Origin of the sequence: Tenacibaculum soleae, assembly GCF_001693415.1 — a bacterium.
In the GTDB taxonomy this organism is placed as follows: Bacteria; Bacteroidota; Bacteroidia; order Flavobacteriales; family Flavobacteriaceae; genus Polaribacter; species Polaribacter soleae.
On the sequence record NZ_MAKX01000001.1, the window covers coordinates 758285 to 773255 of the forward strand.

The following is a 14971-nucleotide window of genomic DNA, read 5'->3' on the forward strand; positions in this document are numbered from 1 at the left end:
TTATTACTTTCGTTTAAAATAACCTAATAATTTTTTCACATAGCTTTCATCAACGCGTGTATTGATGGTTCCTGCACCGCTTTTCTTAAAAGTAGTTTCAAAATAATCAACCAATCGCAAAGCACTTGTTTTGTATTGTTTTCTTACAGATGAAGCACTGGTGTTTACCAAATGTGTTTCGCCTGTTTCAGCATCGGTCATAGGTACCATTCCTAAATTCGGAATTTCCTCATCGTGTTTATCATACACTCTAATACCGGTAACATCATGTTTATTACCTACAAGTTTTAGTGTACGCTCGTAATTGTCATCCATAAAATCAGAAAGCATAAAAACAATGGCTTTCTTTTTTATGATATTAGATAAAAACTTTAAGGCTTCACTAATATTTGTTTGCTTACTTTTTGGTTGAAATTCAATTAACTCTCTAATAATTCGTAGTACATGACTTTTTCCTTTTTTAGGAGGAATAAAAAGTTCTACTTGATCAGAAAATAAAATTAAACCAACTTTATCATTATTTTGAATGGCAGAAAACGCTAATGTTGCTGCAATTTCAGTAACCGTATCTTTTTTAAATTGATTTGACGTACCAAACGATTCAGAACCAGAAATATCTACCACAAGCATCATCGTAAGCTCGCGTTCTTCTTCAAAAACTTTTATATAAGGTTCGTTATAGCGTGCAGTTACATTCCAATCAATAGCTCTTATGTCATCTCCATATTGGTATTGACGAACTTCAGAAAAAGTCATACCGCGCCCTTTAAAGGTTGAGTGGTATTCTCCTCCAAAAATATGATTAGACAAACGACGTGTCTTAATTTCTATTTTACGAACTTTTTTTAGTAATTCTTTTGTATCCATTGTTCTTCAATTGTCAGTTAACAGTTTTTAAATCAGCTTAATTTTTATACTGATACTTGTTTTTTTGATAATTGATTTACGGTACTTGTACTTCGTTAATTATTGAGTTTATAATATCTAAAGAAGTAATGTTTTCTGCTTCAGCTTCATAAGTAATTCCGATTCTGTGACGTAATACATCGTTTACCACAGCTCGAACATCTTCTGGTATTACATACCCTCTTCTTTTAATAAAAGCATAACATTTAGCTGCTTTTGCTAAGTTGATACTTCCACGAGGCGAAGCTCCAAAATTAATTAAAGGTTGTAATTTTTCTAAATTATATCTTTCAGGGTAACGGGTTGCGAAAATAATGTCAAGAATATATTTTTCAATCTTCTCATCCATATATACTTCGTTAACAGCTTTACGAGCGTTTATAATTTGATCAATAGAAACTACAGGATTTACTTTACCAAAACTTCCGTTTAAATTAGCACGCATAATTGTTTGCTCGTCTTCTAACTTCGGATAATCGATAACAGTTTTTAACATAAAACGGTCAACCTGCGCTTCAGGTAAAGGGTAGGTTCCTTCTTGCTCAACCGGATTTTGAGTTGCCATCACCAAGAAAGGTTCTTGTAACTTAAAAGTTTCATCGCCAATAGTAATTTGACGTTCTTGCATCGCCTCTAAAAGAGCCGATTGCACTTTTGCAGGGGCACGATTAATTTCATCTGCTAAAACAAAGTTTGCAAAAATTGGCCCTTTTTTAATCATGAAATCATTTTCTTTCATGTTATAAATCATGGTACCAACAATATCGGCAGGTAATAAATCAGGTGTAAACTGCACACGACTAAAACTACCTTGTACTGCTTTAGATAAGGTATTAATGGCTAGAGTTTTTGCTAGTCCAGGTACACCTTCTAATAAAATATGTCCGTTACCAAGAAGTCCGATAAGTAATCGTTCGATCATATATTTTTGACCAACAATAACTTTATTCATTTCGTTTGTTAATAAATCAACAAAAGCACTTTCTCTTTCAATTTTCTCATTAATGGCTCTTACATCTACATCCATAGTAATTAAAATCTGTTTTATTTTATGAAACAAAGCTACAATAATAAGAAAATAACTGATGTTAAAGTATGGTTAAAGCTAAAAAACACATCATTTTAATTATTGTATGTGTTTTTATTTTGTGATTATTTTAACATTTTGTTTGTTGTGTTGTTTAAATATTAGTATGTTTATAGAAAATTAACTATTTCAATATGAATAAAACAATTAAAATTAAAAGTCATGCTGTAAAGCAAAAGACCTTTCTTTTTATTAGTGCCTTATTATTGTCTTTTACAACAATGTTTGGTCAAACAATTAAAGGAAAGGTAATTGATGAGAGCGGAGAGCCGCTTCCTTTTGTAAATGTTTTGAAAAAAAACACGGTAAGTGGAGTTAGTACCAACGAAAACGGAGAGTTTTCTCTTGATGTAAAAAAATTACCTGTGACCTTGGTGTTTTCATCAGTTGGGTTTACATCAATAGAACAAACTGTTTTTGAAAATTACTATGTAAACGTTGTCTTAAAAGAGGGGAATGTTTTAAATGAGGTAGTATTAACAGGTAACCGTTCGAAGCCTAGAACAATTTTAGATTCGGCAGTTCCTATTGACAATGTGAGTTTAAAAGAATTGCAGGCTACCGGACAAACTGATATAGCTAAAATGTTAACTTATGCAATTCCTTCTTACAATTCAACAAGTCAATCAATTTCTGATGGTACAGCTCACTTTGATCCAGCTGATTTAAGAGGTTTAGGACCAAGTAGAACACTTGTGTTGGTAAATGGAAAACGTAAAAATCAAAGTGCTTTAGTGTATGTAAACGATACTCCAGGTAAAGGAGAGGTTGGAGTAGATATGAAAAGTATTCCTACAGCAGCAATTGAAAGAATTGAAGTTTTACGTGATGGTGCCTCTGCACAATATGGATCTGATGCGGTTGCTGGAGTTATCAATATTATTTTAAAGAAAAATATTGACTTTACACAGGTAAATGTTAATGCAGGAGTTACCAAAGAAGGTGATGGATTTAATGCCGAAGCTGATGTTAACCATACTTTTACGTTTGGTGATGGTGGGTATGTAAATGCTACGCTTGGTATGAGTTATCAAGATAAAACAAACCGAGCAGGAGAGCCTGGTAAAGACGGATTGTTTGGGGTTGATAATCAGTGGACAAGAGATAACCCGGATTTAGGAATGAATATTGGGCAGCCAGAAATGAAAAAAGGAGATTTATTTGTAAATGCTGAATATCCTTTAAATGATAATACAAAAGTATATGCTTTTGGAGGGTTTAATATTAGACAGGGAAAAAGTTTTGCTCTTTATAGAACTCCGTATTGGGTTCAAGATCCTCATAATTTATTACACGATGCAGGAACAGAATACCAAGGTTTTCAACCGACCTTTGAAACAGATATTAAAGACTTCTTATTTACAGCAGGAACAAAGTTTAAGTTAGGCGAATTTGATGCAGATGCGAGTGCAAGTTATGGTAGGAACTCTGTAGGGTATACGATTGGTAACACATTAAATCCAAGCTTAGGAGCTAGTAGCCCTACATCTTTTGATGCAGGAGCATATGCTTTTAGTAACATTATAGGTAATTTTGATGTGAGTCGTTCTTTTGGAGAAGTGAGTGTTGGATTAGGTTTTGAGGGGCGTCAAGAAAAATTTGATGTTACCGCTGGGCAAGAAGAGTCTTATATTGATGGAGGGGCACAGTCTTTTCCAGGATTACAACCAGGAAACGCTTTAAACGAAACAAGAACAAACATCGGAGGATACGCAACATTGGATTGGGATGTGTCTGAAAAATTTTTAATTGGAGGTGCAGTTCGTTATGAAAATTATTCTGATTTTGGAGGAAACACTTCTTGGAAATTAAATTCAAGATATAAATTAGGTGAAGCTGGAGTATTACGTGCATCATACGGTACTGGTTTTAGAGCTCCTTCATTACATCAAGTATATTTAAGCAATGTACAAACATTACTTTCTGGTGGTACAATTTCTAACCAAGGTACATTTAATAACGTAAGTCCAGTAATTAAAGATTTAGGTGTGGAATCATTATTTGCAGAAACTTCTAAAAGTATTTCGGCAGGTTTAACAGTAAAGGCATCTAATAATTTTACTATTTCATTAGATTATTATAATGTAAGAATTGAGGATAGAGTTTTATTTTCTGGTGAAATTACTGGAACTGATGATAACGGAAATCCTAATGCAGCAGTGCAACAAATTTTAGATGATAATAAGGTTACAAGTATTAAGTTTTTTATAAATGCAGCAGATACTAAGACAGAAGGTATTGATTATACAATGCGTTATAAAAATATTGATTTCGCATCAGGAAAATTAGGAATAAATTTAGCTTTAAACCTTAACCGTACAAAATTAGAAGGAGAGGTGAAAACACCTTCAAAATTATCGGGTTATAAGAATGCAATTTTTAATAGAAAAGAACAATCAAGAATTATTAGTGCTAGACCGAGTAGTAAGTTTTTATTCGGAGCAGATTATAAAATCAATAAGTTTAGTGCTGGTTTAAATAACACCTATTTTGGTGAAGTAACATGGCAACATGCAACTGATCCAAATAAAGATCAAACTTTTAGTGGTAAAGTAATTACGGATTTATCTTTCGGATATGAATTTTCTGAGGTAGTTTCTTTTACAGCGCAGGTAAATAATTTATTTGATATTTACCCAGATGAGGTTGAAGCAAAAGGAGATGTTACTACTGATTTAGGAGGACGTTTTAAATATCCTTGGGAAGTAAATCAATTTGGATTTAGTGGAACAATGTTTAAAGCAGGGTTTACATTTAAATTTTAAAAAGAAACATTTATTTTATATAGAAAGCACCTGAAAAGGTGCTTTTTTTATGAATTATATTTTTTTAAAGATAGTTTTTTATCTTCAAAAACTCCGTAGGTAAAATATTGAACCCAATCACCAGTGTTTATGTACTCGCTATTTTGATTAAGTTTAATTTCTAAAGGAAGATGACGATGTCCAAAAACAAAATAATCATACTGTTTTGTTTCTAGTTTTCGTTTGCAATATTGTACTAGCCATTCATTTTCTTCGCCTAAAAACTTAGCGTCTTCATCGCCAGAAATCATTTTGTTTTTAACAGACATGTATTGTCCTAAACGAACTCCTAAGTCGGGGTGTAACCAACGGAATAGCCATTTAAAAGGCTTAAAAGTAAATACCTTTTTCATGCGTTTGTAACCTTTGTCGTGAGGTCCTAAACCATCTCCGTGCCCAATTAACAAAGTTTTTCCGTTTATGGTAAACTCTTGTGGTTTATGAAAAACAGGAATATTTAGCTCTTTTTCAAAATAATCATGCATCCATAAATCATGGTTTCCAACAAAAAAATAAATTGGGATTCCGCTATCTTTAATTTCGGCTAATTTACCTAAAACACGTACAAATCCTCTAGGGACAACGGTTTTATATTCAAACCAAAAATCAAACAAATCTCCAAGTAAAAATATAGCTTCAGCATCTTTTTTAACTTCGTTTAACCAAGCAACAAATTTTTGTTCTCGCGGGTAACTAGCTTCTAAAGTTGGCGCTCCTAAATGTTGATCGGAAGCAAAATATACTTTTTTATTTTCGGAAGTGGTAATGGAAATCAAATTGTAATTTTTGGTAAAAATAACTAATTTGAGCTACTTTTGTTAAAAACACTAAGAATACCATGGAAATAAACCCGTTTGACGATACTTATTTTATGAAAAAAGCGTTGCAAGAGGCAGAAATGGCTTTTGATAAAGGTGAGGTTCCTGTGGGTGCTGTAATTGTTTTTAAAGATAAAATAATTGCTAGAGCGCATAATTTAACAGAAATGTTAAACGATGTTACTGCGCATGCCGAGATGCAAGCTTTTACTGCTGCTGCTGATTTTTTAGGCGGAAAGTATTTAAAAGATTGTGTGTTATATGTTACACTTGAGCCTTGCCAAATGTGTGCAGGGGCAAGTTATTGGACACAGGTAGGTAAAATAGTATATGGTGCAAGTGAACCTAAATTAGGTTTTTCTGTTTTAGGAACAAAGTTACATCCGAAAACAAAAATAGTGTCGGGAGTTTTGGCTGAAGAGTGTAGTTTTTTATTAAAGAAATTCTTTGCTGAAAAACGTAATTTGAATTAGTTGTTTTTTAAAAGTATAACTAAATTGTGGGATGAACTTTATTTTTGGTAATTAAGCTTAGCCCCGATTGTAGCATTTGTTTGAGCTCCTCGCAGAGAGCGAGTGCGAAAAGCGGGAAATAGCTTCAAGTATTAATATTTAAAACAATGTTTGTTGTTTACAACCACTTTCGTGTTCTAATAGCCATTTTTTTCGCCAAATACCGCCTGCATATCCTGTAAGTGAGCCATTTGAACCTATAATTCGGTGGCAGGGAATAATTATCCAAATAGGGTTTTTACCGTTGGCAGATGCTACGGCTCTAATTGCCTTTGGGTCGCCTAATTGCTTGGCTTGTTGTAAATAACTTCGGGTTTTATTAAAAGGAATGTTTTGTAATTCGTTCCAAACGGATTGTTGAAATTTAGTGCCTTGTGGATTTAATTTTAAATGAAAGGTTGTTCGTGTGCCTGCAAAATATTCGTCTAATTGTGTAATACATTTTAGCAAAGAAGGTGGAATATTTTTGTTTTTTGTCATTTCGAGCGGAGTAGAGAAATCATCATCTAACACAGAAACTGATTGAATTCCGTTTTCATTTCCAACAATTTTTGCTGTGCCAATTGGTGTTTTGTAATAAGTTGTTTCTGTTTTCAAAACATCATTTTAAGTTAGCTCTTCTTTTTCTTTTAAAACCTTGAATATTTTTTTATCAACTTCTGAAATATTATTTAAATCGTTAAAATTTAACCATTTTATTTCTGCTATTTCATTGCTTGGCTTGGGGGTTCCTATATACGTAGCTTTATAGCAAGTCATTTTTACAAGAACACCTGTTTTGTCTCCGTCAGATTGTGCTATAAAGGTGCCGAAATAAGTAATTGATTTAGGGGCAATATCTACCTGTAACTCCTCTTTAATTTCTCGAATTAAGGTTTCTTGGTCGGTTTCGTAGCTTTCTCTTTTTCCTCCAGGAATGTAAAATTTCTTTTTTCCTTTAGAGCGTGTACTTAGTATTTTTCCGTTTGTAATTTTAATTAAAGCAATTTTGTCAATCTCTTTCATTCGCTTACACTTTAAAAATATCTTTTGAATTTTGTGTAGTTATTTCAGCAATTTCATCAAAAGAAACGCCGTAAATATCTACTAATTTATCTACCACGTTGGTAATATATGCGGTTTCATTACGTTTGCCTCTGTATGGTGTTGGTGCTAAATACGGCGAATCGGTTTCTAAAACAATGTGTTTAAGATCGATTTGATTTAAAAATTTATCTATTTTTCCGTTTTTAAAAGTAGCAACGCCTCCAATACCTAATTTCATGTTATATGAAATTGCTTTTTTTGCTTGTTCTAAAGTACCTGTAAAACAATGAAAAATACCGAATAAGTCATCTCCTTTTTCACTTTCTAACACTTCAAAAATTTCATCAAAGGCATCGCGACAGTGAATTACGATGGGTAGTTTTTTTTCTTTTGCCCATTGAATCTGTGTTTTAAAAGCTTCTTGTTGTTGAGGTAAAAATGTTTTGTCCCAATATAAATCAATTCCAATTTCGCCAATTGCATAAAAGTTACGTTTATCAATCCACTCTCTTACATGTGCCAGTTCTTCTTTGTAATTTTCTTTAACAGATGTAGGGTGTAGTCCCATCATTAAAAAAACATCATTCGGATAATTTTTTTCTAAATCAAACATTCTTTCAGTGTAAGAACTGTCTATTGCTGGAATAAAGAAACGTGAAACTCCTGCATCTTTAGCGCTCTGCATTATTTCATTTCTATCATCATCAAACTGGTCTGAGTATAAATGGGTGTGTGTATCGGTAATCATTTATTGCTGTATATTTACAGGACAAAAGTACGAGAAATGGCAAGTTTGAAAAAAGTATTAAAGAAAAAGAAGTATATAAAAATTAAACTTAAAAAAATTGTTACCAATCATTTAGAGTTAAAAGCTGAAATTAATGGTGTTAAAGGGACGTTTATTTTGGATACAGGTGCTTCAAATTCATGTGTTGGATTAGATTTAATAGAACATTTTAAATTAATATCTGAAGAGAGTGAGGTGAAGGCTGCTGGAGCTGGAGCTACGGATATGGAAACGAAAAAATCAGAAAATAATTGGTTAAAAATTGGTAAATGGCAAACCAATCAATGTAATTTAGTGTTGTTTGACTTGAGTCATGTAAATACGGCTTTAACACAGCATAAGGCTGATAAAGTAAATGGAATTATTGGTGCTGATGTTTTAGAGAACGGAAAAGCATTTATAGACTACGATAAAAAAGTATTGTATTTGAAAAAATTAAAAAAGAGAAAACGTAAAAATTTGGTAAAAGTTCCGTTTTAATTCTAAGACTTTTTTATTAAAAAGAAGCACTTATTAAGTTGAGGTAATTTATAAGTTCTAAAATTATAAGACCAAAGTTAATAAAGGTTACATAGTAGGATATGGTTTCTAGTTTGTATCGTTTACTTTTTTCTGTAGGTATTATTTTAGATAAAAAGAATAGTACAAAAAGGAAGAAACCTCCAATCATTGGTATATAGTACACAATGGTTTGTCCTTCTCCAAAAAATAGTGAAAAGGTAAGCGGTGTGCCAAATAAATAAGTAATAACCCAATTAATACTAAAAAACATAAACTGTAGTATTAGACTGCTTAAAAGAGGTGTAATAAAATCATCTTTTTCTCTTTTCTCATGTTCTTTAGAATTAAGAAAAACTATAATGTAAAAAGGGCAAAAGGAATGTATAAGTAGTCTAAGCCAGAAATTTATTTTTAGTATAGGTAGGTTTGATGTTAGTAATTTTGGGTAAGATAATATATCAAAAAAGCTAAATATGGTTAAGGTTAATATTGATAGTATAAGTAAGGGGAAAAATATAAAGCCCATAATATTACCTTCCATTCCTTTTAAATAAGCGCGTAAAGTAATAGCTGTTATTAGCCAAGTAATTGATGAAATATATAAATTTTTAGGAATAAAAACTTCCCAGAAATTAAAATCATTGTAAAAACTAAAAAGATAGGTTACACAGAGTATAGTGGTTAGATAAATTGAGTAGAAGAGTAAATAGGGTACTAATTTCAGTTTCATAACATTTGTACCCTCTTTAGTAAAGAAATACGAATCTTTTTTAAATGAAAATGAGATAAAAATTAAAAAAGAAAAAGGGTTAAAAAGTATATTAGTAATAGCAAGTAATATGTTCATTTGATGTTCAATAAAAACTTTTGAATGTTTGGTCTTCTCTAAGTTAGAGTCTTGTAAAAATATCTTAAAAGAAATAAAAAAGGGTAGTAATTTTAAAATTACTACCCTTTTTATATATAAAACGTATAAAGATTAACTTAATACTTCTTTAATTCTCTTAATAGCTTCACGTAATTGTAATTCTGACGCCGCGTAAGACATACGAATACAATCAGGAGCACCAAAGGCTTCACCTGTAACGGTTGCTACGTTGGCTTCTTCTAACAATAACATAGAAAAATCGCTTGCATTTTTAATTTCTTTACCTTTAAAGGTTTTTCCGAAGAAAGCAGAAATATCAGGGAAAACATAAAAAGCACCTTCAGGTACGTTTAGTTTAAATCCGTCTATTTCACCTAATAGCTCTAAAACCATATTTCTACGCGTTTTAAATTCATCAACCATGTATTGTACTTTAGTTGGTTCGGCTAAAACAGCAGTAATTGCAGCGCGCTGTGCAATACAGTTTGTACCCGATGTTATTTGCCCTTGCATTTTAGTACAAGCTTTAGCAATCCATTGGGGAGCGCCAATGAAACCTATTCTCCAACCAGTCATAGCAAATGCTTTAGCTAATCCGTTTACGGTAATAGTACGATCGAACATGTTTTCGATAGCAGCAAAACTAAACGGTTTTGTTCCGTAATTAATATGCTCGTAAATTTCGTCTGATAGTATGTATATCTGCGGATGTTTTTCTAATACTTTAGCCAATGCTCTGTATTCACTCTCCGAATAAATTGTTCCGCTTGGATTGTTGGGAGAGTTAAAGAAAATCATCTTTGTTTTTGGCGTAATCGCTGCTTCTAATTGTGCTGGAGTAATTTTAAAATCACTATCGATAGATGATGGAATTTCAACAAATTTAGCTTCGCATAAAGTTGCAATTGCAGAATAACTTACCCAATAAGGTGCAGGTAATAAAACTTCGTCACCAGGGTTTAATAAAACTTGTGCAATGTTTGCAATTGATTGTTTTGCCCCTGTTGATACAACAATTTGATTTGGTGTATAAGTTAAATCATTATCACGTTTAAATTTTTCGCAAATAGCTTCTTTTAATTCTACATATCCATCAACAGGAGTGTATGAATTATAATCTTGATTAATTGCTTCGATAGCAGCATCTTTAATAAAATCAGGAGTGTTAAAATCAGGCTCTCCTAAACTTAAGCTAATAATATCTTTACCAGCGGCTTTTAATTCTCTTGCTTTAGCAGCCATTGCTAAGGTTTGCGATACAGGTAAACTGTTAATTCTGTTTGATAATGGATTTGACATTGTATTGTTTAGTTGTGTGTTATTTATGCTAATTGAGGTTCTTTTCCTAAAGAGCCTAGTTGTTTAAAGTGCTCAATAAGTGCTCTTGTCATTGTTTTGTATTCGTTGTAAGGTAAATTAAATTCCTCAGCAGTTTCACGCACTATTTTTGCTAATTTATTATAATGAATGTGCGAGATGTTAGGAAAAATATGGTGTTCTACTTGATGATTTAATCCACCAGTATAAAAATTAATTAACCAGTTTTTAGGCGCAAAGTTAGAAGTGGTGTATAGTTGATGTACCGCCCACGTATGTTCTAAATTACCTTCTTTATCTGGTAAAGGCATTTTAGTATTTGGCACTACATGTGCTAATTGAAACACTACACTTAAAATCATACCAGCGGTATAATGCATAATAAAAAAACCTACTAAAACTTTCCACCAAGCAATGTTTAAAACAAGTAATGGTAATAAAATCCATAAAGAATAATAGATAACTTTAGAGATTACTAATTTTGTCCATTCTATTTTAGGGTTTGGAAATTTACCGTAGGATAATTTACGTTTTAAATAATTACTCATTTGCTTAAAGTCGGTTGTTATAGCCCAGTTAATGGTTAATAGTCCGTATAAAAATATTGAGTAAAACTTTTGAAATTTATGTATTGGTAACCATTTTGAGTGTTTAGAAAAACGAATAATTCTACCTGCATCAATATCTTCATCATGCCCTTTTATATTGGTAAACGTATGATGCAAAACATTATGTTGTACTTTCCAATTATACACATTACCAGCCAAAATATAAATACTGCTCCCCATTAATTTATTTAGCCAATTTTTGCTTGAAAAAGATTCATGATTAGCATCATGCATTACATTCATGCCCACGCCAGCCATACCAACACCAGTAATTACAATAAGTAGCGCCATTAACCATTGCGGCATGTTTACTGTTAATATTAATATAAATGGTACTAAAAAAGCGGTAAACATAACAATAGCTTTGGAGTATAGTTTCCAGTTACCAGTACGTTTTATATTATTCTCTTTAAAATAAGAATTAACTCGTTTGTTTAGAGTTCGAAAGAACTTTGCATTATTTGTTCTTGAGAAGTTTATTGTCTTCATGAATTTTGTATTACAAACCGCAAAAATAAACGTTTTTACTAGATGGTTATTGTCTAGTTTAACTTTTTAACAATAAATATATCTTTTGTTAGATAAATAACGATTACGGAATTAGTTTTTTATTTTTGCAACGAAAAAATTATTTAATGGAACTTATAAAAAAATACTTCAGCAATTTAACTGAAACACAGTTAGACCAGTTTTCTAAATTACAAGAGTTATATGAAGATTGGAATTTAAAAATTAATGTTGTTTCTCGTAAAGATATTGATGAATTGTATTTACGTCACGTATTGCATTCTCTAGGAATAGCAAAAGTAATGCAGTTTAAACCGGGATCTAGAGTAATGGATGTTGGTACTGGTGGCGGTTTTCCAGGGATTCCATTAGCTATTTTATTTCCAGAAACACAATTTCATTTGGTTGATTCTATCGGAAAAAAAATAAAAGTAGTAAACGAGGTTGCTGAAGGTTTGGGCCTACAAAATGTAAAAACAACTAACGGACGTGTTGAAGAGGTTAAAGATACATACGATTTTATTGTTAGTAGAGCTGTTGCACAAATGGAAACTTTTGTTGGTTGGACAAAAGGGAAAATATCAAAAAAGCAAAACCATGATTTAAAAAACGGAATTTTATACTTAAAAGGTGGTGATTTATCGGTAGAGCTAGAAAAATATACATCAGCAACCATTTATAATTTACCTGATTTTTTTGAAGAAGATTTTTTTGAAACTAAAAAAGTGGTGCATTTAGGGATGAAGTTTAAAGCCTAACTACCATATTTTAAACGATGATTTAAAAACTGCCTAAAACCGAATCTTGTATACTTAATGATTCAATTCTAGACAGTTTTTATTTTTTAGCAGCATCCTGAGTTTGGGGCACAAGCATTTTGTTGTTGTAATTCTGAAAATTTTAATTTTGGTTTTTCTTGAGGAATTCCACAATTATCCTTTGCTAAACAATCTGTTCTTGTAGAGGTTAGTAAGAAATTTGTACCGTCAAAATCTAATCCATATTTACCAATAGTATTTCCCTGGTATTCTACTTCGATATTTAAATCAGGAATATTTAATACTTTTTCTGAAAGTTCAATAATATGTGTTAACTTTTCTGGGTGTAACCTGTGATCGTAATCATCAGCTTCCCATAATTGAAAGTTTACTACTTCTTCGTTTCTTACGGTTCCGCCACAATCAATAAAGTTTTTGGTGATTTTTCCAACTTCCGTTACATGAAAATGGTTGGGTACTAATTGACCATTTGGTAATTGAAAAGCGATGGTTTTTAAAGAAGCTAGATGGTTTTTAATTTCTGATAATTTCATGTGTTTTTTTATTTTAATTGTAATATTACGATTAATGATTGTAAATTTTTTTAACAGCAAGTATTTGGGTTGCTGTCAAGGTTTAAAAAACTATTTAATAAGGTTTTTATGTTAGTCCAATTTTCTTGATCTATACAATAACAAACGCTGGTTCCTTCAATGTTTCCTTTGATAAGATTCAGATTTTTTAATTCTTTTAAGTGTTGGGATATTGTTGGTTGCGCCAAGCCTATTTCATTCACTAAATCGCCACATACACACGAATTTATTTTAAATAGGTATTGTAAAATAGCAATACGTGCTGGATGCCCTAGTACTTTTGCTATTTTAGCAAGGTCATTTTGTTGTGGTGTAAATATTTCTGATTTGGTAAGCCCCATTAAGATAATTATTATATTGCAATATTACGATTAATATTTGATTTAACAAAATATACCGTTTTTAGAAGGGGTTTTATTGCTTAAAAGATTTGTGAGCGTTGTTTATCGATTTGCAAAAACTTTGTAAGTTAGCTTAGCCCCGATTGCAGCATTTGTTTGAGCTCCTCGCAGAGAGCGAGTGCGTAAAGCGGGTAATAGCTTCAATTTATTTTAGTTAAAAATTTAAAAACCCCTTCGGTAGATTTGAAGAGGTTTTGAGAGTTTTACTTTTTAATACCAGCGTTTTTTCTTCTTTTTTGAAGCTTCGGATTTTCGCCCTTTTTTGTTTTTACTAATGGTATTTGGTTGCTTTTTATGTTTTGGTTTTACTAAAAGAAACGGATGATCTTCAATGATTTTTATTGGTCTCTTTAAAAATTCTTGAATTGCTTTTATGTAGCTAGTTTCATCGGCACTACAAAGTGAAAAGGCAATTCCAGATTTTCCTGCTCTACCTGTTCTACCAATTCTATGTACATAGGTTTCGGGTACATTGGGGATGTCTACATTAATAACGGCATCAATTTTATGAATGTCTATACCGCGTGCAGCAACATCGGTAGCAATTAAAATGTTTGCTTTGTTGTTTTTAAAATCTTCAATGGCTTGGTTGCGTAAAATTTGTGTTTTATCACCGTGTACACTGGTTACTTTATAGCCATTTTTTATAAGTGTTTGCTCTAATTTATCAACGCCAAATTTGGTACGCCTAAAAATAATTATGCGTCCTTGAATAGTATTACGTAGTAAGTGTAAACATAAATCTACTTTGTTTTTTTTGGGAGTGTAATATAATAATTGCCCAATTTTATTAACCGAATTGTCGGTAGGAATAACATTAACAGTTTCTGGTTTGTAAAGCATCGATTTTGCTAAATCGTTTACTTTTTCGGGCATGGTAGCCGAAAATAGGAGTGTTTGTTTTTTACGAGGACAAAGCTCTTCAATTTTTCTTACATCTTGAATAAAACCCATGTCTAACATTAAATCGGCTTCATCTAAAACAAAAGTTTTTAATAAGCGTAAATCAATGCTTCCTTGTTTGTACAAATCAATAAAACGCCCTGGTGTTGCAATTAAAATATCAACGCCTTTTGCTAAAACATCTTTTTGAGGTTTTGTTGAAATACCTCCATACACAGCAGTTGTTCGTAAATTTGTATACTTACTATAGATGGTAAAGTTATCTTGAATTTGTATGGCTAATTCTCTCGTAGGACTTATGATTAAAGCTTTTATTTTCTTTTCGCCCTTTTCTGAGTCTTGTTTTTTAGATAATTCGTTTATAATAGGCAAAGCAAAAGCGGCGGTTTTTCCTGATCCGGTTTGCGAACCAACAATTACATCTTTTCCACTTAACGCAAGTGGAATTACTTTTTGCTGCACTAATGTAGCTTTGTGATACCTTTCTTCGTTTAATGCTTTTAAAATAGCTTTGTTAAGATGTAAATCTGAAAATTGCATTGCTTCTTTATTTTTTGCAAAGATACTGTAAATGA

At 31.8% G+C, this 14971-nt stretch carries 16 protein-coding genes; 4 read left to right on the forward strand and 12 right to left on the reverse strand.

The annotated features are described in order from the left end of the window. Nucleotides 1–3 precede the first annotated feature (3 nt). Together BA195_RS03460 and BA195_RS03465 are read right to left on the reverse strand one after the other, a co-directional pair. Nucleotides 4–867, reverse strand: a complete 864-nt coding sequence (locus BA195_RS03460; RefSeq protein ID WP_068702468.1) for a DUF58 domain-containing protein — start codon at nucleotides 865–867, stop codon at nucleotides 4–6. 76 nt (nucleotides 868–943) lie between these two features. Continuing rightward, nucleotides 944–1933, reverse strand: a complete 990-nt coding sequence (locus BA195_RS03465) for an AAA family ATPase (RefSeq protein ID WP_068702470.1) — start codon at nucleotides 1931–1933, stop codon at nucleotides 944–946. Between the two features lie 194 nt (nucleotides 1934–2127). On the opposite strand from BA195_RS03465, the gene BA195_RS03470 reads away from it, so the two are divergent. Next, the gene (locus BA195_RS03470) at nucleotides 2128–4758 is read left to right on the forward strand and encodes a TonB-dependent receptor (RefSeq protein WP_068702473.1); all 2631 of its coding nucleotides are present in this window, start codon (nucleotides 2128–2130) and stop codon (nucleotides 4756–4758) included. A gap of 47 nt (nucleotides 4759–4805) precedes the next feature. On the opposite strand, the gene BA195_RS03475 is transcribed toward BA195_RS03470, so the two are convergent. Continuing rightward, nucleotides 4806–5573: a UDP-2,3-diacylglucosamine diphosphatase gene (locus BA195_RS03475; RefSeq protein WP_068702475.1), complete on the reverse strand. Its 768-nt coding sequence runs from the start codon at nucleotides 5571–5573 to the stop codon at nucleotides 4806–4808. Between the two features lie 62 nt (nucleotides 5574–5635). Here BA195_RS03475 and BA195_RS03480 point away from each other — a divergent pair, with 62 nt between their 5' ends. After that, nucleotides 5636–6088 (forward strand): nucleoside deaminase, encoded by a 453-nt coding sequence (locus BA195_RS03480; RefSeq protein WP_068702477.1) that lies wholly within the window; start codon nucleotides 5636–5638, stop codon nucleotides 6086–6088. Nucleotides 6089–6226: 138 nt separating this feature from the next. Here the strand turns inward: BA195_RS03480 and BA195_RS03485 are convergent, their stop codons facing one another. The 3 genes from BA195_RS03485 to BA195_RS03495 are packed head-to-tail and all read right to left on the reverse strand — an operon-like array spanning nucleotide 6227 to nucleotide 7901. After that, the gene (locus BA195_RS03485; RefSeq protein ID WP_068702479.1) at nucleotides 6227–6724 is read right to left on the reverse strand and encodes a methylated-DNA--[protein]-cysteine S-methyltransferase; all 498 of its coding nucleotides are present in this window, start codon (nucleotides 6722–6724) and stop codon (nucleotides 6227–6229) included. Nucleotides 6725–6733: 9 nt separating this feature from the next. Continuing rightward, the gene (locus tag BA195_RS03490; protein ID WP_068702481.1) at nucleotides 6734–7132 is read right to left on the reverse strand and encodes an NUDIX hydrolase; all 399 of its coding nucleotides are present in this window, start codon (nucleotides 7130–7132) and stop codon (nucleotides 6734–6736) included. A 4-nt stretch (nucleotides 7133–7136) separates the two neighbouring features. Then, complete coding sequence (locus tag BA195_RS03495) at nucleotides 7137–7901, reverse strand: TatD family hydrolase (RefSeq protein ID WP_068702483.1); 765 nt, start codon at nucleotides 7899–7901, stop codon at nucleotides 7137–7139. Nucleotides 7902–7937: 36 nt separating this feature from the next. On the opposite strand from BA195_RS03495, the gene BA195_RS03500 reads away from it, so the two are divergent. Next, the gene (locus BA195_RS03500) at nucleotides 7938–8420 is read left to right on the forward strand and encodes a retropepsin-like aspartic protease (protein ID WP_068702486.1); all 483 of its coding nucleotides are present in this window, start codon (nucleotides 7938–7940) and stop codon (nucleotides 8418–8420) included. Between the two features lie 16 nt (nucleotides 8421–8436). On the opposite strand, the gene BA195_RS03505 is transcribed toward BA195_RS03500, so the two are convergent. The 3 genes from BA195_RS03505 to BA195_RS03515 form a co-directional block, all read right to left on the reverse strand. Continuing rightward, nucleotides 8437–9288: a hypothetical protein gene (locus tag BA195_RS03505; RefSeq protein WP_068702488.1), complete on the reverse strand. Its 852-nt coding sequence runs from the start codon at nucleotides 9286–9288 to the stop codon at nucleotides 8437–8439. 132 nt (nucleotides 9289–9420) lie between these two features. Beyond that, nucleotides 9421–10608: a pyridoxal phosphate-dependent aminotransferase gene (locus tag BA195_RS03510; protein WP_176714948.1), complete on the reverse strand. Its 1188-nt coding sequence runs from the start codon at nucleotides 10606–10608 to the stop codon at nucleotides 9421–9423. Nucleotides 10609–10631: 23 nt separating this feature from the next. After that, nucleotides 10632–11723, reverse strand: a complete 1092-nt coding sequence (locus BA195_RS03515) for a fatty acid desaturase family protein (RefSeq protein ID WP_068702490.1) — start codon at nucleotides 11721–11723, stop codon at nucleotides 10632–10634. A 146-nt stretch (nucleotides 11724–11869) separates the two neighbouring features. Here BA195_RS03515 and rsmG point away from each other — a divergent pair, with 146 nt between their 5' ends. Next, complete coding sequence (rsmG, locus tag BA195_RS03520; protein WP_068702493.1) at nucleotides 11870–12499, forward strand: 16S rRNA (guanine(527)-N(7))-methyltransferase RsmG; 630 nt, start codon at nucleotides 11870–11872, stop codon at nucleotides 12497–12499. Nucleotides 12500–12585: 86 nt separating this feature from the next. Here rsmG and BA195_RS03525 read toward each other — a convergent pair whose 3' ends face one another. From BA195_RS03525 to BA195_RS03535, 3 genes are all read right to left on the reverse strand, one after another. Further along, nucleotides 12586–13053, reverse strand: coding sequence for a DUF6428 family protein (locus tag BA195_RS03525; RefSeq protein WP_068703910.1), 468 nt, complete (start codon nucleotides 13051–13053; stop codon nucleotides 12586–12588). A 50-nt stretch (nucleotides 13054–13103) separates the two neighbouring features. Next, entirely contained in the window at nucleotides 13104–13433 is a 330-nt protein-coding gene (locus BA195_RS03530) for an ArsR/SmtB family transcription factor (RefSeq protein ID WP_068702495.1), read from the reverse strand. Nucleotides 13434–13703: 270 nt separating this feature from the next. Further along, nucleotides 13704–14936, reverse strand: a complete 1233-nt coding sequence (locus BA195_RS03535; protein WP_068702497.1) for a DEAD/DEAH box helicase — start codon at nucleotides 14934–14936, stop codon at nucleotides 13704–13706. Nucleotides 14937–14971: the final 35 nt, after the last annotated feature.